Source organism: Pandoraea aquatica, from assembly GCF_902459565.1.
Lineage (GTDB): Bacteria > Pseudomonadota > Gammaproteobacteria > Burkholderiales > Burkholderiaceae > Pandoraea > Pandoraea aquatica.
The window spans coordinates 377,941-397,826 of record NZ_CABPSN010000002.1 but is presented as its reverse complement, the minus strand read 5'-3'; the positions used below and the strand labels follow the sequence as shown (position 1 = coordinate 397,826).

Genomic DNA, 19,886 nt, shown 5'->3' with positions numbered 1-19,886 from the left:
GCGTCCATCGCACTAACAGCGCCGACGTCGCTGCGCTGACAAAACAAAAGAGGCACCCGAAGGTGCCTCTTTGCGGTCTAACTGACACGACAAGGCCTCAAACACCGGCCCCAGTCACATCACTCCACCGTGACCGACTTCGCGAGGTTACGCGGCTTGTCGACGTCGGTGCCACGCGCGCAGGCGGTGTGATACGCCAGCAATTGCAGCGGCACGACGTGCAGAATCGGCGACAGCTGACCGTAGTGCTCCGGCATACGAATCACGTGGAGGCCTTCGGCATTCGCGATCTCCGTGTCCGAATCCGCAAACACATACAGCTGGCCGCCACGCGCACGCACTTCCTGCATGTTCGACTTCAGCTTCTCCACCAGCGCGTCGCGCGGGGCCACCGTCACGACCGGCATCTGATCCGTCACCAGCGCCAGCGGACCATGCTTCAGCTCACCCGCCGGATACGCCTCGGCGTGGATGTACGAGATTTCCTTGAGCTTGAGTGCGCCTTCCAGCGCAATCGGGTAGTGCAGACCACGTCCCAGGAACAGCGCATTTTCGCGACGGGCAAACTCTTCCGCCCACGCAATGATCTGCGGCTCCAGCGCCAGCACGCTGTGCAGTGCCGACGGCAAGTGACGTAGCTGCGTCAGATAGTCCGCCTCTTGCGCAGCGCTCAGACGGCCACGCAACTTCGCAATCGTCAGCGTCAACAGGAACAGTGCCGTGAGCTGCGTCGTGAACGCCTTCGTCGACGCCACACCGATTTCCGTGCCCGCGCGCGTGAGGTAATGCAATGCGGTCTGACGCACCATCGCGCTCGTCCCCACATTGCAGATCGCCAGCGTATTCGTCATGCCCAGCGATTGCGCGTGTTGCAGCGCCGCCATCGTGTCGGCCGTCTCGCCCGACTGCGAGATCGTCACGACCAGCGTCTTCGGATTCGGCACGCTGTCACGGTAGCGGTACTCGCTCGCCACTTCGACCTGCGTCGGAATCTGCGCCAGCGACTCCAGCCAGTACTTCGCCGTCATGCCCGAGTAGTAGCTCGTGCCGCACGCCAGAATCAGAATCGAGTCGACGTTGCTGAGCACCGCTTCGGCCTTCTCGCCGAAGAGCGTCGGCGAAATGCCTTCGACGCCTTCCATCGTGTCGCCAATCGCACGCGGTTGCTCGAAGATTTCCTTCTGCATGTAGTGACGATACGGTCCCAGCTCCACGGCCCCCGTGTAAGCCTGAACGGTGCGCACTTCGCGCTCGACCGCCGCATCGTTGCGATCCACGATCTTCACGCCATCCAGCGTGAGTTCAACGACATCGCCCTCTTCCAGATAGATGAACTGATCGGTCGTGCCCGCCAGCGCCAGCGCGTCGGATGCGAGGAAGTTTTCACCCTCGCCCACACCGACAACGAGCGGCGAACCCGCACGTGCACCGATGACGCGATGCGGCTCCTGCTTGCGGAACACGGCGATGGCATAAGCGCCATGCAGACGACGCGTCGCCAGACGAACCGCCTGATACAGATCGCCGGCCGCGCCGTTGGACAGAATGTGGTGAATCAGATGCGCAATGACTTCGGTATCGGTTTGCGACACGAACTCATAGCCAAGACCGCGCAATTCGTCGCGCAGGCTTTCGTGGTTCTCGATGATGCCGTTATGCACCAGCGCCACTTCGTCGCGCGAGAAGATCGGGTGCGCGTTGTTCGTGACCGGTGCACCGTGCGTTGCCCAGCGCGTGTGGGCAATGCCCGTCTCGCCTGTCAGTTGCGTTTGCGCAAGCTGCTCGTCGAGGTCGGCCACACGCGACACGCTGCGTGCGCGTTGCGGCACGCCATCCTTGAGTACAGCCACGCCGCAGGAGTCGTAACCACGATATTCAAGACGACGCAAACCTTCGACCAACACCGGTACAATATTTCGCCGCGCTACCGCGCCGACAATGCCGCACATATTCGTCTTCCTCAGTGCCAGAAACTCTGACTCGTTCTATCGGATGAGATCCGTGTTCACTCACCAGCGCACGCCCATCGAGCGCGCGCCGACACATAACCGCCGATTTTACTGCTTCTGCTTGCGCGGACGGACATAACCTGTCTTCGCTTCCTGCGTCTTGCCGTTGAGCACCAGCGCGTCTTCCGGCGTGTCCTTCCAGACGGTCGTACCGGCGGCGATGGTCGTGCCGCGCCGGACCGTGACGGGCGCGACGAGCTGCGTGTCCGAACCGATGAAGACGTCGTCCTCGATAATCGTGCGGTGCTTGTTCGCGCCGTCGTAGTTGCACGTGATCGTGCCCGCACCGATGTTCACGCGTGCGCCCACGGTCGAATCGCCGACATACGCCAGATGGTTCGCCTTCGAGCCCTTGGCCATCGATGCGTTCTTCACTTCCACGAAGTTGCCGATGTGCACGTCGTCCGCCAGATCGGCACCCGGACGCAGACGCGCGTACGGCCCGATGACGGCATCCGACCCGACCACTGCGCCGTCCAGATGACTGAACGCCTCGATACGGGTGCCCGCACCGATAGTGGTATTGCGAATGATGCAGTTCGCCCCGATGGTCGCACCGTCGCCGATCGTGACCTTGCCTTCGAAGACACAGTTCACGTCGATGGAGACATCGGTGCCGCAGGTGATTTCCCCACGCACATCGAAGCGCGCCGGATCGATCAGCGTGACGCCAGCCGCGAGCAACGCACGCGCCGCATTGCGCTGATAGTCGCGCTCCAGTTCGGCCAGTTGCGCCTTGTCGTTCACGCCGTTCGGCTCCCACGCAAACGCCGGCTGCGTGGTGACGACGGACACGCCGTCAGCCACCGCACAGGCGATCACGTCGGTCAGGTAATACTCGCCCTGCGCATTCTGATTCTTCAAACCGCCGAGCCAGCCCTTGAGGGCGCGCGTCGGTGCAACGATGATGCCCGTATTGATCTCGCGAATCGCCAGTTCAGCTTCGTTGGCATCCTTCTGCTCGACGATGCGCTGCACGTTGCCTGCCGCGTCACGAACGATGCGGCCATAACCCGTCGGGTTGTCCAGATCGACGGTAAGCACGCCCAGCTTGTCGTTGCCCGCCGCATCGAGCAGCCCTTGCAACGTTTCGAGGCGCGTAAGCGGCACGTCACCGTACAACACAAGCGTCGGCACCGATTCGTCGAGCTGCGACGCCGCTTGCTGCACGGCATGGCCCGTGCCCAATTGCTGCGCCTGCTCTGCGAACAGGATGTCCTCACCGGACACGGCTTCGCGCACGGCGTCACCACCGTGCCCGATCACGACGATGAGCTTGCCCGGGGAAAGTTGACGCGCGGTCGCAATCACGTGCGAGAGCAACGGGCGGCCAGCCAGCGGCTGCAACACCTTGGGCAACTTCGAGCGCATGCGCTTACCCATGCCGGCGGCGAGAATCACAATATTCATAGCGTCGATCAGTCGTCGAATTGCGTAAATTGATTAATGCGGATAATGCCAGCGTCGTCCTCATCGCCGCAGGGTGCTTCGTCGAACGCAATGTCGCCGAGCGGATCGGGTTGCCCCGTCGCACGCAAATTCCGGAAGTCGTGAAGGTTCGTGTCCATCAGATGCGACGGCACGACGTTCGACAACGCGCTGAAAATCGACTTGATGCGCCCCGGGTGCTGCTTTTCCCACAGGCGGATGAGCGACTTCATCTCGGCGCGCTTCAGGTTCGGCTGGCTGCCGCACAACGTGCACGGAATGATCGGGAACTGCTTGTACTCGGCGTAACGTTCGAGATCCGGTTCGCGCACATACGCGAGCGGTCGGATCACCACGTTCTTGCCGTCGTCCGATTGCAGCTTCGGCGGCATGCCCTTGAGCTTGCCACCGTAGAAGATGTTCAGGAACAGCGTCTCGATGATGTCGTCGCGATGGTGCCCCAGCGCGATCTTCGTCGCACCGAGTTCGCCCGCCACACGATACAAAATGCCGCGACGCAGACGCGAACACAGCGAGCAGGTGGTCTTGCCTTCGGGCACCACGCGCTTGACGATGGAATACGTGTCCTGATTCTCGATGTGGAAGTCCACGCCGATGGCACGGAAGTAATCCGGCAGCACGTGTTCGGGGAAGCCGGGCTGCTTCTGATCGAGGTTGACGGCGACGATCGAAAAATCGATCGGGGCGCGCTCGCGCAGCTTGAGCAGGATGTCGAGCATGGCGTAGCTGTCCTTACCGCCGGACATGCACACCATCACGCGATCACCCTGCTCGATCATGTTGTAGTCGCCGATGGCCTGCCCCGTCAGACGGAACAGACGCTTTTCGAGCTTGTTGTTCTCGAACGCGAGCTTCTGCGCTTTCTTCACGCTATCGGCGGCAGGGGCGTTGCCGGTCGCGGCCAGTGGCGCGCCGGTCTCGGGCATGACGGCACTCATGTCAGGCATCCTTCATCTGAAACACTTCGATGCCGACCGAGTGGCAATCGGGGTAGACGTCGGGCTTCTCGGTCGACACACCCACGGCACGCACACGCGGATGCGCCAGCAGCGCACGCGCGACGTCGTCGCAAAGGGTTTCCTGCAAATGAATGTGGCCCTGCCCCACACGCTTGGCGATGGTCTCGCGCATGAAGTCGTAATCCACGACTTCGTCGAGCTTGTCTTCCGTGGGCGTGCTCTCGGCGAGCGGGACGAACAGTTGCACATTGATCAGCACGCGCTGCTCGCCACGCTTTTCGTGATCGTGCACGCCGATGTTGATGAACACCTCGTAGTCGCGCAGGAACATGCGACGGCAGTCCATCAGGCGGGGGTGGGAAAGAGCGCTATGCATTTTGAAGACTCGTAATGACAATCAACGAGACCGGTCGGCGTCGGCCGGCTCGGTCAGAAATTTCACGTCACGCGACGAACTCGCGAGATGTTGGCCGCCGTCCACATACAACACCGTGCCGGTGACGGCCGGTGCCTGCGCCAGATAGGCGACGGCATCGGCGATATCGTCCGGCGTGGACGACGCGCCCAGCGGCGTAGACGCATGGGCGGCAGCAAAGCCCGCCGGGGTCTGGTCGACGGACAGGAGCGTGACACCGGGGGCGACGCCGACCACACGCAGACGCGGTGCAAACGCTTGCGCCAGCAAGGTCGTCGCCACGTCGAGCGCCGCCTTCGACAGCGTGTACGACAGATAATCGGGGTTCGGATTCGCCAGCTTCTGATCGAGCAGATTGACGACGACGCCACGCCGGTCCTCACCCAGCGCCGCGTGCATCTCGCGCGCCAGCACCAGCGGCGCGCCCGCATTCACGCGCATGTGGCGCTCCAGCGCCTGATAGCCGAAATCGTCGGCGCAATCGTACTCGAAGCGCGATGCGTTATTCACCAGACACGTCGGCACGCCCAACGCCTCACGACAACGTCCGATCAGCGCGATGGTAGCGGTTTCGTCGGCGAGCGACGCCTGCAACGCAATGGCGCGGCGGCCCATCGCCTCGATGGCGGCCACCGTTTCGAGCGCTTCGTCGTGCGAGCGCTCGTAGTGCACGGCGACGTCCCAGCCCAGGCTCGCGAGCTTCAGCGCGATGGCGCGTCCGATGCGGCGCGCGCCGCCGGTCACCAGCGCAACACGCGACACGCGTGGCACGTCGGACGTGCGAGCGGCGTCGTTTGCGTCGGGGACAGGGCGTGGCGTCGATGCAACGGTCATGCGGCGAATTCCTGTATCAGAGCAGGCGGATGAACGAACTTCGGGCGGTTGGGCGCTTCAGCGGCAGCGGGACACGACAGTCTGCGAACTTACGACAACGCTTCGAACTGAGATCGAGCGTTGCGCAAACTGGTGAAAAACACGCAAAAACAATCGAAAACGAACAAAAATCGGCGTAAAACACGTCGAATTCGCCCGCAGACGCACTATCTCAACCATAGCAGCCAGTCTGCACCGTCTCCGTTACAATGCCCGCATGAATCAGGCCGCACCGAAACCCCATAGTTTACCCGTTCCGGAGACGGACGCGCTCGAACACTCGCGCCGCCTCACGGCATATCTTGCCGACGCCATCGACGCGGACGGCGGCTGGCTGCCGTTCGATCGCTTCATGGAACTGGCGCTATACGCGCCCGGCCTCGGCTACTACGCTGCCGGTGCCGCCAAGTTCGGACGCCTCGCCGCCGACGGTAGCGACTTCGTCACCGCGCCGGAACTCACGCCGTTCTTCGCGCGCACGCTCGCGCGCCAGATCGGTGAAATCTTCGAACAGACGGGCGACGCGCAGGTGCTGGAGTTCGGTGCCGGCTCGGGACGCCTCGCCGCCGACCTGCTGCTCGCGCTCGAAGCCGAAGGCACGCCCTGCGAGCAGTACTCGATCATGGAACTCTCGGGCGAGCTTCGCGCCCGCCAGCGTGCCACCATCGAGAAAGCGGCACCGCATCTGCTCGATCGCGTGACGTGGCTCGATCAGTTGCCCGACGCCTTCCACGGCACGATGATCGGCAACGAAGTCCTCGACGCCATGCCTGTGCGCCTGTGGGCGCGCCGTCCGGATGCCAACGGTCAGCCGGTCTGGTTCGAGCGCGGCGTCGTGCTCACGGCGGAAGGCTTCGCGTGGGAGGAGCGGCTTTACACCGGCCCGCTGCCGGAAGCGCTCGACGCATTGGCCGATCTGCCCCCGACGCAGGAATATCTGACGGAGACGCATGAGGCCGCCGCGGCCTTCGTGCGCAGCGTCGCGCCGTTGCTGGCGCGCGGCGTGCTGCTGCTGATCGATTACGGTTTCCCCGCTCGCGAGTACTATCACCCGCAGCGCGCAAGCGGCACGCTCATGTGCCACTACCGTCATCACGCGCACGACGACCCCTTCTATTACCCGGGCTTGCAGGACATCACAGCGCACGTGGAATTCTCGGGCATCGCCGACGCTGGCGTGGAAGCCGGTCTCGACCTGCTGGGGTTCACGTCGCAGGCGCGCTTCCTGATGAATGCGGGCATCGTCGACCTGATGAGCGCGCTCGATCCGACGGATCCGAAGACGTTCCTGCCTGCGGCCGCTGCCGCACAGAAACTGCTCTCCGAGGCCGAGATGGGCGAACTCTTCAAGGTCATCGCCTTCGGACGCGCGATGGACGAATGGGCCGGTCTGGTCGGCTTCGTCAACGGCGACCGCAGTCACGCCCTCTGATTACACCCAACCGAGAGGCCGCCCGATGTTTCGCTGGATGTTCACCATCTTCTTCGCGATCTGCGTCCTCTCGGCGGCTGCTCCCTGGCTGACCAAGCTCGGCATCGGCCGCCTGCCCGGTGACGTGCGTCTGCGCTGGCGCGGCAAGGAAATGGTCTTCCCGTTCGCCTCGACCGTGCTGCTCTCGCTCGTCTTCAACCTGCTGATTCGTTTGCTGTAACAATCACCGCATCCCGCAACGGCCGCAACACCCGTTGCAACGCCGTTCTTCGACACGCCTCGCTCGATCCCGCCGCTTCTCCCCGTCATCCCCCATCAGTCCCCGTAAGTCCCCGCCAACGGTTCGTCGCGCCTTCGCGTCTCACCCCGTGAGGCATGCCCTGTCGTTTTTCAGGGTTAACTACGATTTGATCATTTGTTGCAAAAAAATTAACATGAAACAAATGATTCAATCATGAATCACGGGAAGACCATTTCAGGAGCAGGACATGATCAAGACGCGATTGACCGGGGTGATGCGCGCAACGCTGGCCGTAGCGATGACGTTGGTGGCTGGTGCGGCGCTGGCGCAGGGCGCATCGGAGACGCTGCAAAAGATCGAGAGCAGCGGCGTGATTTCCATCGGCCATCGCGAATCGTCGATCCCGTTCTCGTATTACGACAACGGCCACAACGTCATCGGCTACTCGCAAGACCTGTGCAACAAGGTTGTCGACGCGGTCAAAACGCGTCTGAAGAAGCCGGATCTGCAAGTCCGCTTCATCCCCGTCACGTCGCAGAACCGCATCGCGCTCGTGCAGAACGGCACGGTCGACATCGAGTGCGGCGTGACGACGAACCTCGTTGCGCGTCAATCGCAGGTCAACTTCTCGAACACGTTCTTCATCGCCGGTACGCGCCTGCTCGTGAACAAGAATTCAGGCATCAAGGACTTCCCGGATCTGGCGGGCAAGACGGTGGTGACCAATGCCGGCACGACCTCGGAGCGCATCCTCAACAAGATGAACAACGAGAAGAAGATGGGCATGAACGTGATTTCCGGCAAGGACTACGGCGAGTCGTTCACCATGCTTCAGGGCGGACGCGTTCAGGCATTCATGATGGATGACGTGCTGCTCGCCGGTGCGCGCACGATGGGCCGCAATCCCGACGATTGGATCGTGACGGGCAAGCCCCAGTCGTTCGAAGCGTACGGCTTCATGATGAAACACGGCGACGCCGAGTTCAAAAAGCTGGTCGACGACACGCTGGCCGGTGTGATGAAGAGCGGCGAGATCAACGCCATGTACAAGAAGTGGTTCGAGACGCCGGTGCCGCCGAAGAACATCAACTTCAATTTCCCGATGAGCGAACAGCTCAAGCAGCTCTACGCCAACCCGAACGACAAGGCGTTCGAGTAAGCCTGACGAGATAGCGAAGCAAACGACGAGGGGCATGCGAGATTCGGAAATCTCGCATGCCCCTCTGTCGTTCGGGCCGATGGATGGCTTAGCTGCCTTAGCTAGCTTGGTTGCCTTAGTCGCCTTCGCCGCCCAGTCCGGCCGCTTCGACGGCATCGATGCGCGCCGCCTGAACCGCTTCGCGAATCTTGCCTGGGTTGTCCGCGTATTGACCCGCCACAGCCCCGGCATCGATGCTGCGCGCCGCGTCAAGCGCCGCCAGCAAACGCTCGCGTTGCGGATACGGCGCTGTTGCGAAGTCGCCGCCACGTCCACGGGCATCGGCCTCGCACGCTTGCAGCACTTCGAGGAACCGCTCCGGTTTTCGCAGCGCGTCGCATCGCTCCAGCAGACGCACCAGCGCCCCCGCCCCAAACTTCTGACTCGCATGGATGTTGCCGTGCTCGCGCGCCACGACCTGCGCGAGCTCACGGCACTCGACCGGCACGCGCAACCGCGCGCACAACGGACCGAGCAAACCGACGCTGCGTCCCTCGTGTCCGATGTGACGCGGCAGAACGTCTTCCGGCGTCGTACCCTTGCCGAGATCGTGCGTGAGCGCGGCGAAACGCACCGGCAGCGAATAGCCCTGCTGCGCGGCGTAATCGAGCACCATCATTACGTGCACGCCGGTGTCTACTTCCGGATGGAAGTCGGCGCGTTGCGGCACGCCCCATAGCTGGGAGACTTCCGGCAGAATGCGCGCGAGCGCCCCCGCCTCACGCAGGACATCGAACATGCGCGACGGGCGATGCTCCATCAATCCGCGCGAAATTTCCTGCCAGACGCGCTCGGCCACCAGCGCATCGACCTCGCCGTTGGCCGTCATCGTCTGCATCAGCGCCATCGTCTCGTCGGCGACGGTGAAGTCGGTGAAGCGCGCGGCGAAACGTGCGCAGCGCAGTATGCGCACCGGATCCTCCGCGAACGCCTCGCCAACGTGACGAAACACGCGGGCGTCCAGATCGCGCTTACCGCCGTAGGGATCGACCAGTGTGTCGGACAGACTATCGTCCGGCAGCACTTCGCGCGCCATGGCGTTGATGGTGAAGTCGCGCCGGATCAGATCCTCTTCCAGCGTAACTTCCGGTGCAAAGTAGAACGCGAAGCCGTGATAGCCGCGCGCCGTCTTGCGCTCGGTGCGCGCCAGCGCGTATTCGGCTTGTGTCTTGGGATGCAGAAACACCGGGAAGTCGCGCCCAACCGGACGGAAGCCCTGTTGCACCATCTCTTCCGGCGTCGCACCGACCACGACATAGTCGCGGTCTTTCACAGGCAGTCCCAGCATGGCATCGCGAATCGCGCCGCCGACGGCGTAAATCTTCATGGGCGCACGTCGTAGAAAGCGACGCTCTGCGTTTCCGCACGCCCGGCCGCTACCCACGCCTGCACGGCAGGCACTTCGCGGATGCGTTGTGCATACGCCTGCGCATGTGCCGACAACGCCGGCTCGAACGTTGCGAAGCGCATCACGATGGGGGCATAGAACGCGTCGGCAATCGAGAAATCACCAAAGAGGAACGGACCTTCGTAGCGCGCGAGGCAGTCTTCCCAGATCGCTTCGACGCGGCGCACATCGGCGAGCGCTTCCGGCGTCGCACCGGCACCGGGCCAATGGGCGGCGACGTTCATCCACATATTGGTGCGCAACGCGGTGAAACCGCTGTGCATCTCGGCGCAAATGCTGCGCGCGTGCGCGCGGGTGCCGAGCGACTTCGGCCACAGTGGCAAGTGCGGATAGGCGTCGGCCAGATACTCGCAGATCGCGAGCGAATCCCAGACCGTGATGCCGTTGTCGATCAGACAAGGCACTTTGCCCGTCGGCGAATAGCGCAGGATCTGCTCGCGCGAATCGGGCTGTGCGAGCCACACGTTCTTCTCTTCGAACGCGATGCCGAAGTGCTTGAGCAGCACCCAGGGACGCATCGACCAGGAGGAGTACTTTTTGTTGGCGATGATGAGTTGCATGAGGACTTTCCTTGCCCGCGCAGCACCTGAGCGCCGCGCGTTGGCCTTTGATGGCGAAACGATGAGCTGATGAAGCGATATTGCGGCTGACGGTGCTACGTCGGCGGCTGGGCCGGGTCTAGCGTCCGGCGAAGCGGCGATAGTCGGCCATCCGCTTTTCCCAGTTGCCGCCGTTCAGATAGTCGACGGCGATTTCCAGCCCGTTGGGCGTCAGATCGAGTTCCGGGGCCAGCGGGCCGGTCAGCACGTTGTCGACGGTCATCGAGTCGAGGTTGTCGCGCGTAATGATCGGCTCGCCCGGCAGCTTCTCGAAGATCGCGGCCTGAAGCCGTGCGGTGCTGTCCGGCAGCGGCAGAATGGGACGCTCGCACCCGCACGCCGCGCCCGCAAAGCGCACCAGCGCTTCGAGCGTGTACACCTCCGGCCCGCCGAGTTCGTACGTCTTGCCGAGGGTGGCGTCGCACTCCAGCGCCGTTGCGAACGCCTGCGCGACATCCACCACATAGACCGGCTGGAAGCGTGCTTTCGCACTCGCCAGCGGCACGACCGGCAGACGCCGTTGCAGCTTCGCAAACGTATTCAGGAAATGGTCACCGGGGCCGAAAACCACCGACGGACGAAAGATCGTCGCCGCAATGCCCGACTCACGAATGACCGCTTCGCCGTCGCCCTTCGAGCGCTGGTACATGCTCGGGCCGTTCGAGTCCGCGCCGAGCGCGCTCATGTGGATCAGACGGGTCACGCCACGGTCGTTGCAGGCCTGCGCGATCTTGCGCGGCAGTTCCACGTGCGCCCGTGCAAACGCGCGGCCGTAGGGCGTGCCGCGGTCGCTATGCAGAATGCCGACGAGATTGATGACGGCATCGCTGCCGGCGATCACACGCTCAAGGGCGCGCGGGTCGTGCACGTCGCACTCGACGAGCTCCACGCCGGGCAGCACGCCGAGCGCCTTGGCGGCTTCGACACGCCGCGTCGGCAGACGCACGGCATGTCCCAACGTGACCAGCCGGGCCACCAGATGGCTGCCGATGAAACCGGTGCCACCGACGACACAAACGTTATAGCGCATGCGTCACCTCCGCGTTATGACTGTGGGTTCGCGGACCCGGCCAAACCCCGAAGACAGCGATTGGCCGTCACTGGGGCAGGATGACGCCGAGCCGCTCCTTGAGCGATTGCGGACGGCCCGTGATGATGGCCGAGTAATACGTCGTATTCGACAACACGTTCTCGACATACTGACGCGTCTCGTTGAACGGAATCGTCTCAGCGAAGATCGCGCCTTCGACCGGGCGCTCGAGGGTGGAGCGCCACGTGCGCGGCCGTCCCGGACCGGCGTTGTAACCGGCCGACGCGAGCACGGCCGAGCCGTCGAACTTATTGTAGATGTCCGACAGGTAGCTCGTACCCAGACGGATATTGGTGTCGATGTCGTGCATCATGCCCGGGCTGTAGTCGATGCCGATCTGCTTGGCGACCATCTTCGCCGTAGCGGGCATGACCTGCATCAGACCACCGGCTCCGGCGGACGAACGGGCATTGATGATGAAACGCGATTCCTGACGGATCAGGCCGTACGCCCAAGCCTCGTCGAGATCGACGATCTTCGAGAAGCGATCGACCTTGTCGCGGAACGGCATCAGATAGCGCAGCGAGAAGTCGTGCTCCACCTTCGTGCGATCCGCCGTATTCACTGCGCGGTCGAACAGTTCGATACCGTTGGCATACTGGGCGGCGGCGATCAACTGGCGGTCGGTCATGTTGCGCAGTTCCCAATTCCACTCGCGGTTGCCTTCGAAGCGCAGCCCCATGTCGTAGAACTTGGCAGCCCGCAGGAAGCCGGGGTTCGAGCGGTTGGCGTCGATCTCGGCACGCGTGACCACCGTGCTCGGCGGCAGCGTCGTCTTGTTACCCAGCTCCTCGTTCGCCAGTTGACCGTAGAAGTTCGGTTGCGACGCGATCTTCTGGAACTGCGCACGCGCGGCGTCGCCCTGCCCGGCTTCGCGCAGCGCGCGACCGTACCAATAAGTCCAGACACCGTCGTCGCGCAACGCGGCCGGCATCGCTTCGATGCCTGTGCGCACGAGATTCCAGTCACCCGCGCGCAACGCCGCGCGAATCTTCCATTCCTGCGCCGTGTTCGAGAGCTTGGCGTTGCCCGCCTGACGGTACCAGTTGATCGCCATCGGGTTCTGCGAGAGCGCACCGCGCATGCCGATCGCGCCCCAGCCGATGGCACGTTCGTCCTTCGACAGGTTGCCCGCGATGCTGCTGAAGCTGCTCGCGGCGAGCATGGCGTCCGAGCGGGCCATGCGCACGGTGGCGAGCAGCGCCAGTTGACGCGACGCCTCCGAGCCATCCACGCCGCGCGCCAGAATCTGCGCCGGACGCGTGGCCGCCATATCGAGCAGCGTGTCGTCCGGACGCGCTGCACCCAGCGCATCGGCAATCTGCTTGCCCAGCGAGGTGTAGTTCTCCTCGTAAGCCAGACGAATCTGATGCCAGACTTCCTGACGCGGCAACTGACCGCTCGCGGCCAGCGTATTGATCATGTCGATGCAACCCTCGCCGTAGTTCTTCGGCGTGGTCAGCAGATCCATGGCCGCCTGCGTGACGTTCTCCCCGCGCGAAGCGCGCGACATCAGCGCGTAGCACTTGACCTGGGTGTCGTCGTCGAGGGCGAACTTCGGATATTCGGCGTCGAACGTGCGCCAGTCGTGGCGCTTGCCCAGCACCAGCAGCCAGTCGTTGCGCATGCGATCGGCAATGGCCTGACCGTCATACGTGCGCAAGAAGGCGCGGATATCGTCGTCGGGAGCGTCGAGCAGCGCCTTGCCCGAACGGTCGAACATGCGCGGCTTGATCTGGAAATACTGGACGTACGACGGCACGTCGTAGTCGGTGAGCATCGCGGCGAGGGCAGCGGCACGCGGGGCGTCGTTGCTGCGGGCCGCTTCGCGTAGCTGGACGAAGATGTCGTCCGGCGAGCGCTGCGACAGCGCATCGGCGGACGGCGCCGAGCGGCTTGCCGCCGCCTGCGCCTTGGGACGCCCTGTCGCCTGGGTCGTGCTGCAGGCCACCAGCGCGGCAGCGGTGAGGGCGAGCGCGGCGGCGCGATATACTCGGGTCAAACGTTCGGACATCTTCGTGGAGCGTCGGGTAAAAAGTGAATTCAAGCATAGCACGGGACCCCGCCCAATCGGCGGCCCAGACGTCTGGAAATGAGGCGGATGCAACGCCCGCGAACGCACGCCCGAAGGCCTTGCTGCGTCGCTCGCTGCTCGACGCCCGCAGCACCCTCGCCGCACGCGCCGAGCTTGACGCCGCACTCGCCACCCGGCTGACTGACGAACTCGCGCGCCGCGCCCCGCGCTGCATCGGCTTTTATTGGCCCATTCAGGACGAATTCGACGCTCGCGGCGTCGTCACTGCATGGCTGGCCGCCGCCGCACCTGATCGGCCCAGACTCGCGGCCCTGCCGGTCGTCACAGCCCCGGCCACGCCGCTCGTCTTCCACCGCTGGACACCCGACACCCCCATGGTGGAAGGCCGCTACCGTATTCCGGTGCCGCGCGACACCGAAGTGGTCGTGCCCGACCTGCTGCTGGTGCCCTGCGTCGGCTTCACGCGCGAAGGCCTGCGCCTCGGCTACGGCGGCGGCTTCTACGACCGCACGCTGCATGCGATGAAGCCCGCCCCGCAAACGCTCGGCATCGCCTACGACATTCTGGAAGTTCAGGACCTCAGCGCCGAAGCGCACGATCTGGCGCTCGATGCCATCGTGACGGAATCGGCAATCTACGCCCGCCCCCTCGGCAACCAACGCTAATTCATGACAACGCTCAAGATCCTGCCGCTTGGCGACAGTGCGCTCGTGTGTGAAGCGGGCACCAGCCCCACGTCGGCCAACCTCGCCACGCAACGCCGTGTCTGGCATGTGGCGACGCTGGCCCGCGACTGGCCCGACGTGCGCGAAGTCGTCCCCGGCATGAACAACCTCACGCTGCTCTTCGATCCGATTGCCACCGATATCGAGGTGCTGAGCGAGCGCCTGCGCGACGCCTGGCAGACGCAACCCGCCGCCGGCGAAGTCGGACGCGACATCGAAATCCCCGTCCAGTACGGCGGCAAGCACGGCCCTGATCTCGCAGACGTGGCCAAACACGCGCGCTTGCAACCGAAGACGGTCGTACAACGCCACACCGCGCCGGAGTACATCGTCTACTTCCTCGGCTTTCAGCCGGGCTTCGCCTATTTGGGCGGTCTGGACGATTCGATTGCCGCACCGCGCCGCGCGGAGCCGCGGCTGTCCGTGCCCGCCGGTTCGGTCGGCATCGGCGGCAATCAGACCGGCATCTATCCGCTCAAATCGCCCGGCGGCTGGCAGATCATCGGCCACGCCACCAGCGCCCTGTTCGACCCCGCCGCGACGCCCCCCGCCCTGTTGGCACCGGGCGACCGCGTGCGCTTCACTATCGCGAGTCTCGACCTGTGATCGACATCCAGCGTGCCGGCCTGCTCACTACCGTGCAGGACCTGGGCCGAACCCGTCAGCGTGAATTCGGCGTCGCCAGCGGCGGCGCCCTCGACCCGCTCGCCTGCGCCGTCGCCAACCGGCTCGTGGGCAACGCCCCGAACACCGCCACCCTCGAAATCACGATGGGGACGTGTGTGATGCGCTTCACGTCGGCCACCCTCGTCGCGCTGACCGGCGCGGACTGCCACGCCGATCTCGACGGTACGCCCGTGTGGTCGTGGTGGCGCTTCCCCGTCGCGAAAGGCCAGACGCTGACGTTGCGTCCCTCACGCTTCGGCATGCGAACCTATCTGGCCGTGGCGGGCGGCATCGACGTGCCCGAAACGCTCGGCTCGCGCAGTACCGATCTGAACGGCGGCTTCGGCGGCTTCGAGGGCCGCGCCCTGCACGACGGCGACCGCATCGCCATCGGCCACCCGAGCGCCACCGCACGCAAGGCCGAGCCATTGGGCGTGCGTCCGCCGCTGTGGCTGTCCGACCCGCTCGCGCACCGCGTGCGCGTGTTGCCCGGCCCGGAGTACGACGACTTCACGTCCGTCACGCACAAGAGCTTCTGGGAGAACCCGTGGCAGGTCACGCCCAACAGCAACCGCATGGGCTACCGTCTGTCCGGTCCGGAGCCGCTCGCGCGCAAGAAGAACCGCATGCACGACCTGCTCTCGCACGGCGTGTTGCCGGGCGTGGTTCAGGTGCCGCCGTCGGGCCAGCCGATCATTCTGCTGGCCGACGCGCAGACGACCGGCGGCTACCCAAAAATCGGCACGGTGATCAGCGCGGATCTCTGGCGGCTCGGGCAGGCACGGCTCGGCAGCACGCTGTACTTTTCGGAATGCACGGCCGCCGAGGCGCGCGAAGCGCTGCGCGAGCAACTGCGCTATCTTGAGCAGATCGAACGCGCACTCGCGTGGCACGACCGCGGCATTCTGAGTACGCCGAAAGTGGCCGCCATTACGCGCAAACGCACTTGAATACGCAGACTTGAACACGCAAGACAGGCTGTCCCCGCAGGAGAAGGCATGATGAAGATCGACCTGAACGTCGACCTCGGAGAAGGTTGCGATTACGACGAAGCGTTGCTCGCGCTGGTCAGCTCGGCCAACGTGGCGTGTGGCTGGCATGCGGGCGACGCAGGCACGATGCAGCAAGTGGTGCGCTGGGCGCTGGAGAACGGCGTCGCCATCGGCGCACATCCCAGCTTCCCCGACCGCGAGAATTTCGGACGCACCGAAATGCGGCTCCCGCTCGACGAAATCCGCGCGGCCATGCTTTATCAGATCGGTGCGCTCGCCGCGATAGTGCGCGCGCAGGGCGGCTGGCTCACGCACGTCAAGCCACACGGGGCGCTCTACAATCAGGCGGCGCGCGACCGGGCACTCGCTGAGACGCTGGTCGAAGCGATTCGCGCGTTCGACACCGATCTCGCCGTCTACGGTCTGGCGGGTGGTGAACTCGTGAAGGCAGCGCGCGCGGCTGGCATGCACGCCGTCGAGGAAGTGTTCGCCGACCGTGGCTACAACCCGGACGGCTCGCTGGTCAAACGCGGCACCCCCGGCGCACTGATCGAGCGCGAAGAGGACGCGCTCGCACAAACGCTGATGATGGTGCAGGCGCAGCGCGTGCGCGCCATCGACGGCACGCTCGTCCCAATCCACGCGCAAACCGTCTGTCTGCATGGCGACGGCGAACACGCACTGGAATTTGCACAGCGCATCCGCAGTTTCCTGCTGGACGAAGGCATCGAGATCGCGCCGGTGCGCTGACACCGCACACGATCATCGTCCACGAACGAAAAACGCCGTCGCCGGGCATCCCGGGACGGCGTTTTCGCATACTGTGGACGTCGACGCCAGTGAGATCCACCGGCATCTGTCCGACAACTTACTGACCGAGTGTCGGCATGACGAGCGACGACGTGGCATTCGCCGGACGGCCTTCCGACCAGCGACGCGTGACCACCTTCGAGCGCGTGTAGAAACGCACCGACTCCGGCCCGTAGATGTGCTGATCGCCGAACAGCGAATTGCGCCAGCCGCCGAACGAGAAGTACGAGACCGGCACCGGGATCGGCACGTTCACGCCGACCATGCCGACTTCGATTTCGTCTTCGAAACGACGTGCAGCGCCGCCCGACGTCGTGAACACTGCCGTGCCGTTCGCGTACGGATTACGGTTGATGAGCGCAATCGCCTCTTCCAGCGTGTTCACGCGCACGACCGACAGCACCGGCCCGAAGATCTCGTTGCGATAGATCGACATATCCGGCGTGACGTTATCGAACAGGCACGGACCGATGAAGAAACCGTCGTCGCGCTGGGCGACCTTCAGGCCACGGCCGTCCACCACGAGCTTCGCGCCTTCGTCCACACCCGCGTCCACGAACCCCTTCACCTTGTCGCAATGCACGCGCGTGATGAGCGGTCCCATTTGCGCGACGGGGTCGGTGCCGTCGCCGACCGGCAACGCCTTCGCGGCTTGTGCGAGACGCGCCACCAGTTGGTCGGCCACGTCACCCACTGCAACCGCCACCGAGATCGCCATGCAGCGTTCACCCGCCGAACCGTACGCTGCACCGATCAGCGCGTCGACGGTGAAGTCGAGATCGGCGTCCGGCATCACCACGCCGTGGTTCTTCGCGCCGCCAAGCGCCTGCACGCGCTTACCATGCGCCGACGCCGTGCTGTAGATGTACTGCGCAATCGGCGTGGAGCCGACGAACGACACAGCGTTCACGTCCGGGTGCGTGAGCAGCGCATCGACGGCCGCCTTATCGCCGTTCACGACGTTGAGCACGCCGTCGGGCAAACCGGCGTCCTTGGCCAGACGCACCAGCAGCAGCGCCGCCGACGGCACCTTCTCCGACGGCTTGAGCACGAACGTGTTGCCGCACGCCACGGCCATCGGGAACATCCACAGCGGCACCATGGCCGGGAAGTTGAACGGGGTGATACCCGCGCAAACACCCACCGGCTGATGGATCGAGTACGTGTCGACGCCGGTGCCGACTTGCGGCGCGATCTCGCCCTTGAGCAGGTGCGGGATACCGATGGCGAACTCGACCACTTCGATGCCGCGCGTGACTTCGCCACGGGCGTCGTCGAGCGTCTTGCCGTGTTCTTGCGTGATCAGTTGCACGAGCGCTTCGCGGTTCGTCTCGAGCAGTTCACGGTACTTCATCATCACGCGAGCGCGCTTCATCGGCGGCGTGGCGCGCCAGCCCGGCAGCGCGGCACGTGCAGCGGCGACGGCCGTTGCGACGTCCTTCGTACCGCCCAGCGCCACCTGACGAATCACTTCGCCGGTCGCCGGGTTCGTCACTTCGCCAAAGCGCAGTTCGGCTTCGCCCGACGCGACGCTTGCGCCGCCAATCCAATGCTCGATACGTTCGGTGCTGACTCGTTGGTTCATGTCGATTTCCGTAAATACTGTGTGAATGCGTGGGTGCAGGCTTATGCCGACTTATGCCGTCTCGCGGATCGCTTCCGCGACGATGCCGAACAACTCGTCGATCTGCGCTTCGCTGATGATGAGCGGCGGCGAGAACGCGAGGATGTCGCCGGTGTAGCGGATCAGTGCGCCCTTCTCGAAGCACTTGACGAAGATCTCGTGCGCACGTGCGCCGGGCTTGCCGTCGCGCGTCGCCAGTTCGATGCCGCCGACCATGCCGAGGTTGCGAATGTCGACGACGTTCGGCAGATCGCGCAGACCGTGAATCGACTTTTCGAAGTGCGGGGCGAGCTTGGCAGCGCGCTCGAACAGGCCGTCGTTCTTGTAGAGGTCGAGTGCGGCGCAAGCGGCTGCCGCCGCCAGCGGGTGGCCCGAGTACGTGTAACCGTGGAAGAACTCGATGGCACCCGTGTTACCGGCGTCGACGATGGTGTCGTGCACGGTCGTCTTCACGGCGACGGCCCCCATCGGCACAACCGCGTTGTTCACGCCCTTGGCCATCGTGATGATGTCCGGCGTCACGCCGAAGTACTGGGCGGCGAACGGCTTGCCGAGGCGGCCGAGGCCCGTGATCACTTCGTCGAAAATCAGCAGGATGCCGTGCTTGTCGCAGATCTCGCGCAACTTTTGCAGATAGCCTTGCGGCGGCACCAGCACGCCGGTGGAGCCGGCCAGCGGCTCGACGATCACGGCAGCGATGGTCGACGCGTCGTGCAGCGTGACGATGCGCTCCAGTTCGTCGGCCAGATGCGCGCCCCACGTCGGCTGTCCCTTGGTGAAGGCGGCTTCCTTGATGTTGAGCGTGTGCGGGAGGTGATCGACGGCGGGCAGCAGTTGGCCGGAATACGCCTTGCGGTTCGGCGAGATGCCACCGACCGAGATGCCGCCGAAGCCCACGCCGTGATAGCCGCGCTCACGACCGATGAGGCGCGTGCGCTGGCCTTCGCCGCGTGCGCGGTGATAGGCGAGTGCGATCTTCAGTGCGGTGTCGACCGATTCCGAACCCGAGTTCGTGAAGAACACGCGATCGAGGCCTTGCGGCGTGATCTCGGCGATCTTGGCGGCCGCTTCGAACGCTTTCGGGTGGCCCATCTGGAACGTCGGCGCGAAGTCCATTTCACCGGCCTGCTGACGGATCGCTTCGACGATCTCGGTGCGGCAGTGACCGGCGTTCACGCACCACAGCCCGGCGGTGCCGTCGAGAATCTGACGATTGTCCGACGACGTGTAGTGCATGCCTTCGGCCTTGACCAGCAGTCGCGGCGAGCTTTTGAACTGACGGTTGTTGGTGAACGGCATCCAGAACGCCGTCATATCGAGATTCAGGTCTTTCATGTTCATCGCGGGGGCTCCCCAGGGGC

Annotated in this window: 18 protein-coding genes; 7 read left to right on the top strand and 11 right to left on the bottom strand. The window is 64.3% G+C overall.

Annotated elements, in window-relative coordinates; genetic code table 11:
- Positions 1 to 119 precede the first annotated feature (119 nt).
- The 5 genes from glmS to PAQ31011_RS07245 all read right to left on the bottom strand — a co-directional run bounded on the left by glmS (position 120) and on the right by PAQ31011_RS07245 (position 5,666).
- Entirely contained in the window at positions 120 to 1,949 is a 1,830-nt protein-coding gene (gene glmS / locus PAQ31011_RS07265) for a glutamine--fructose-6-phosphate transaminase (isomerizing) (protein ID WP_150575187.1), read from the bottom strand.
- Between the two features lie 108 nt (positions 1,950 to 2,057).
- Entirely contained in the window at positions 2,058 to 3,419 is a 1,362-nt protein-coding gene (gene glmU / locus PAQ31011_RS07260; RefSeq protein WP_150575186.1) for a bifunctional UDP-N-acetylglucosamine diphosphorylase/glucosamine-1-phosphate N-acetyltransferase GlmU, read from the bottom strand.
- Positions 3,420 to 3,427: 8 nt separating this feature from the next.
- Positions 3,428 to 4,396, bottom strand: coding sequence for a tRNA 2-thiocytidine(32) synthetase TtcA (gene ttcA / locus PAQ31011_RS07255; protein WP_246179427.1), 969 nt, complete (start codon positions 4,394 to 4,396; stop codon positions 3,428 to 3,430).
- A 1-nt stretch (position 4,397) separates the two neighbouring features.
- Positions 4,398 to 4,793 carry a dihydroneopterin aldolase gene (locus PAQ31011_RS07250; RefSeq protein WP_039394985.1) on the bottom strand — a complete coding sequence of 132 codons (396 nt, stop codon included), beginning with the start codon at positions 4,791 to 4,793 and terminating at the stop codon, positions 4,398 to 4,400.
- A gap of 21 nt (positions 4,794 to 4,814) precedes the next feature.
- Positions 4,815 to 5,666, bottom strand: a complete 852-nt coding sequence (locus PAQ31011_RS07245; RefSeq protein ID WP_150575185.1) for an SDR family oxidoreductase — start codon at positions 5,664 to 5,666, stop codon at positions 4,815 to 4,817.
- A gap of 256 nt (positions 5,667 to 5,922) precedes the next feature.
- Here PAQ31011_RS07245 and PAQ31011_RS07240 point away from each other — a divergent pair, with 256 nt between their 5' ends.
- From PAQ31011_RS07240 to PAQ31011_RS07230, 3 genes are all read left to right on the top strand, one after another.
- Positions 5,923 to 7,137: a class I SAM-dependent methyltransferase gene (locus PAQ31011_RS07240; RefSeq protein WP_150575184.1), complete on the top strand. Its 1,215-nt coding sequence runs from the start codon at positions 5,923 to 5,925 to the stop codon at positions 7,135 to 7,137.
- A gap of 25 nt (positions 7,138 to 7,162) precedes the next feature.
- Complete coding sequence (locus tag PAQ31011_RS07235) at positions 7,163 to 7,357, top strand: DUF2905 domain-containing protein (RefSeq protein WP_044453465.1); 195 nt, start codon at positions 7,163 to 7,165, stop codon at positions 7,355 to 7,357.
- A gap of 295 nt (positions 7,358 to 7,652) precedes the next feature.
- On the top strand, positions 7,653 to 8,537 hold the full coding sequence (locus tag PAQ31011_RS07230) for a glutamate/aspartate ABC transporter substrate-binding protein (protein WP_150575795.1): 885 nt from the start codon (positions 7,653 to 7,655) through the stop codon (positions 8,535 to 8,537).
- 115 nt (positions 8,538 to 8,652) lie between these two features.
- Here PAQ31011_RS07230 and PAQ31011_RS07225 read toward each other — a convergent pair whose 3' ends face one another.
- The 4 genes from PAQ31011_RS07225 to PAQ31011_RS07210 form a co-directional block, all read right to left on the bottom strand.
- The gene (locus PAQ31011_RS07225) at positions 8,653 to 9,903 is read right to left on the bottom strand and encodes a multifunctional CCA addition/repair protein (protein WP_150575183.1); all 1,251 of its coding nucleotides are present in this window, start codon (positions 9,901 to 9,903) and stop codon (positions 8,653 to 8,655) included.
- Positions 9,900 to 10,544, bottom strand: coding sequence for a glutathione S-transferase family protein (locus tag PAQ31011_RS07220; protein ID WP_150575182.1), 645 nt, complete (start codon positions 10,542 to 10,544; stop codon positions 9,900 to 9,902). The genes PAQ31011_RS07225 and PAQ31011_RS07220 overlap by 4 nt, the downstream gene beginning before the upstream one ends.
- 118 nt (positions 10,545 to 10,662) lie before the next feature.
- Positions 10,663 to 11,613: a complex I NDUFA9 subunit family protein gene (locus tag PAQ31011_RS07215; protein WP_150575181.1), complete on the bottom strand. Its 951-nt coding sequence runs from the start codon at positions 11,611 to 11,613 to the stop codon at positions 10,663 to 10,665.
- A 67-nt stretch (positions 11,614 to 11,680) separates the two neighbouring features.
- Positions 11,681 to 13,687, bottom strand: a complete 2,007-nt coding sequence (locus PAQ31011_RS07210) for a lytic transglycosylase domain-containing protein (protein WP_150575180.1) — start codon at positions 13,685 to 13,687, stop codon at positions 11,681 to 11,683.
- A gap of 122 nt (positions 13,688 to 13,809) precedes the next feature.
- Between PAQ31011_RS07210 and PAQ31011_RS07205 the strand changes: the two genes are divergently transcribed.
- Genes PAQ31011_RS07205 through pxpA form a run of 4 tightly spaced genes read left to right on the top strand, consistent with a single transcriptional unit; the run spans position 13,810 to position 16,841 of the window.
- Complete coding sequence (locus PAQ31011_RS07205) at positions 13,810 to 14,373, top strand: 5-formyltetrahydrofolate cyclo-ligase (protein WP_150575794.1); 564 nt, start codon at positions 13,810 to 13,812, stop codon at positions 14,371 to 14,373.
- A gap of 3 nt (positions 14,374 to 14,376) precedes the next feature.
- A complete protein-coding gene (gene pxpB, locus PAQ31011_RS07200; protein WP_150575179.1) occupies positions 14,377 to 15,039 on the top strand; it encodes a 5-oxoprolinase subunit PxpB in 663 nt (220 codons plus the stop codon).
- The gene (locus PAQ31011_RS07195; protein ID WP_150575178.1) at positions 15,036 to 16,049 is read left to right on the top strand and encodes a 5-oxoprolinase subunit C family protein; all 1,014 of its coding nucleotides are present in this window, start codon (positions 15,036 to 15,038) and stop codon (positions 16,047 to 16,049) included. Before pxpB ends, PAQ31011_RS07195 begins: the two co-directional genes overlap by 4 nt.
- Positions 16,050 to 16,100: 51 nt before the next feature.
- Positions 16,101 to 16,841 carry a 5-oxoprolinase subunit PxpA gene (gene pxpA / locus PAQ31011_RS07190; protein WP_174990077.1) on the top strand — a complete coding sequence of 247 codons (741 nt, stop codon included), beginning with the start codon at positions 16,101 to 16,103 and terminating at the stop codon, positions 16,839 to 16,841.
- A 118-nt stretch (positions 16,842 to 16,959) separates the two neighbouring features.
- Here the strand turns inward: pxpA and PAQ31011_RS07185 are convergent, their stop codons facing one another.
- Together PAQ31011_RS07185 and aptA are read right to left on the bottom strand one after the other, a co-directional pair.
- Complete coding sequence (locus tag PAQ31011_RS07185; protein ID WP_150575176.1) at positions 16,960 to 18,486, bottom strand: CoA-acylating methylmalonate-semialdehyde dehydrogenase; 1,527 nt, start codon at positions 18,484 to 18,486, stop codon at positions 16,960 to 16,962.
- A 51-nt stretch (positions 18,487 to 18,537) separates the two neighbouring features.
- Complete coding sequence (gene aptA / locus PAQ31011_RS07180; protein ID WP_150575175.1) at positions 18,538 to 19,866, bottom strand: omega-aminotransferase AptA; 1,329 nt, start codon at positions 19,864 to 19,866, stop codon at positions 18,538 to 18,540.
- Positions 19,867 to 19,886 lie beyond the last annotated feature (20 nt).

Bases quoted from the DNA above. Each gene is read 5' to 3' on its own strand.
- glmS (WP_150575187.1), bottom strand. From the start codon at position 1,949: ATGTGCGGCATTGTCGGCGCGGTAGCGCGGCGAAATATTGTACCGGTG.
- glmU (WP_150575186.1), bottom strand. From the start codon at position 3,419: ATGAATATTGTGATTCTCGCCGCCGGCATGGGTAAGCGCATGCGCTCG.
- ttcA (WP_246179427.1), bottom strand. From the start codon at position 4,396: ATGAGTGCCGTCATGCCCGAGACCGGCGCGCCACTGGCCGCGACCGGC.
- PAQ31011_RS07250 (WP_039394985.1), bottom strand. From the start codon at position 4,793: ATGCATAGCGCTCTTTCCCACCCCCGCCTGATGGACTGCCGTCGCATG.
- PAQ31011_RS07245 (WP_150575185.1), bottom strand. From the start codon at position 5,666: ATGACCGTTGCATCGACGCCACGCCCTGTCCCCGACGCAAACGACGCC.
- PAQ31011_RS07240 (WP_150575184.1), top strand. From the start codon at position 5,923: ATGAATCAGGCCGCACCGAAACCCCATAGTTTACCCGTTCCGGAGACG.
- PAQ31011_RS07235 (WP_044453465.1), top strand. From the start codon at position 7,163: ATGTTTCGCTGGATGTTCACCATCTTCTTCGCGATCTGCGTCCTCTCG.
- PAQ31011_RS07230 (WP_150575795.1), top strand. From the start codon at position 7,653: ATGCGCGCAACGCTGGCCGTAGCGATGACGTTGGTGGCTGGTGCGGCG.
- PAQ31011_RS07225 (WP_150575183.1), bottom strand. From the start codon at position 9,903: ATGAAGATTTACGCCGTCGGCGGCGCGATTCGCGATGCCATGCTGGGA.
- PAQ31011_RS07220 (WP_150575182.1), bottom strand. From the start codon at position 10,544: ATGCAACTCATCATCGCCAACAAAAAGTACTCCTCCTGGTCGATGCGT.
- PAQ31011_RS07215 (WP_150575181.1), bottom strand. From the start codon at position 11,613: ATGCGCTATAACGTTTGTGTCGTCGGTGGCACCGGTTTCATCGGCAGC.
- PAQ31011_RS07210 (WP_150575180.1), bottom strand. From the start codon at position 13,687: ATGTCCGAACGTTTGACCCGAGTATATCGCGCCGCCGCGCTCGCCCTC.
- pxpB (WP_150575179.1), top strand. From the start codon at position 14,377: ATGACAACGCTCAAGATCCTGCCGCTTGGCGACAGTGCGCTCGTGTGT.
- pxpA (WP_174990077.1), top strand. From the start codon at position 16,101: ATGAAGATCGACCTGAACGTCGACCTCGGAGAAGGTTGCGATTACGAC.
- PAQ31011_RS07185 (WP_150575176.1), bottom strand. From the start codon at position 18,486: ATGAACCAACGAGTCAGCACCGAACGTATCGAGCATTGGATTGGCGGC.
- aptA (WP_150575175.1), bottom strand. From the start codon at position 19,866: ATGAACATGAAAGACCTGAATCTCGATATGACGGCGTTCTGGATGCCG.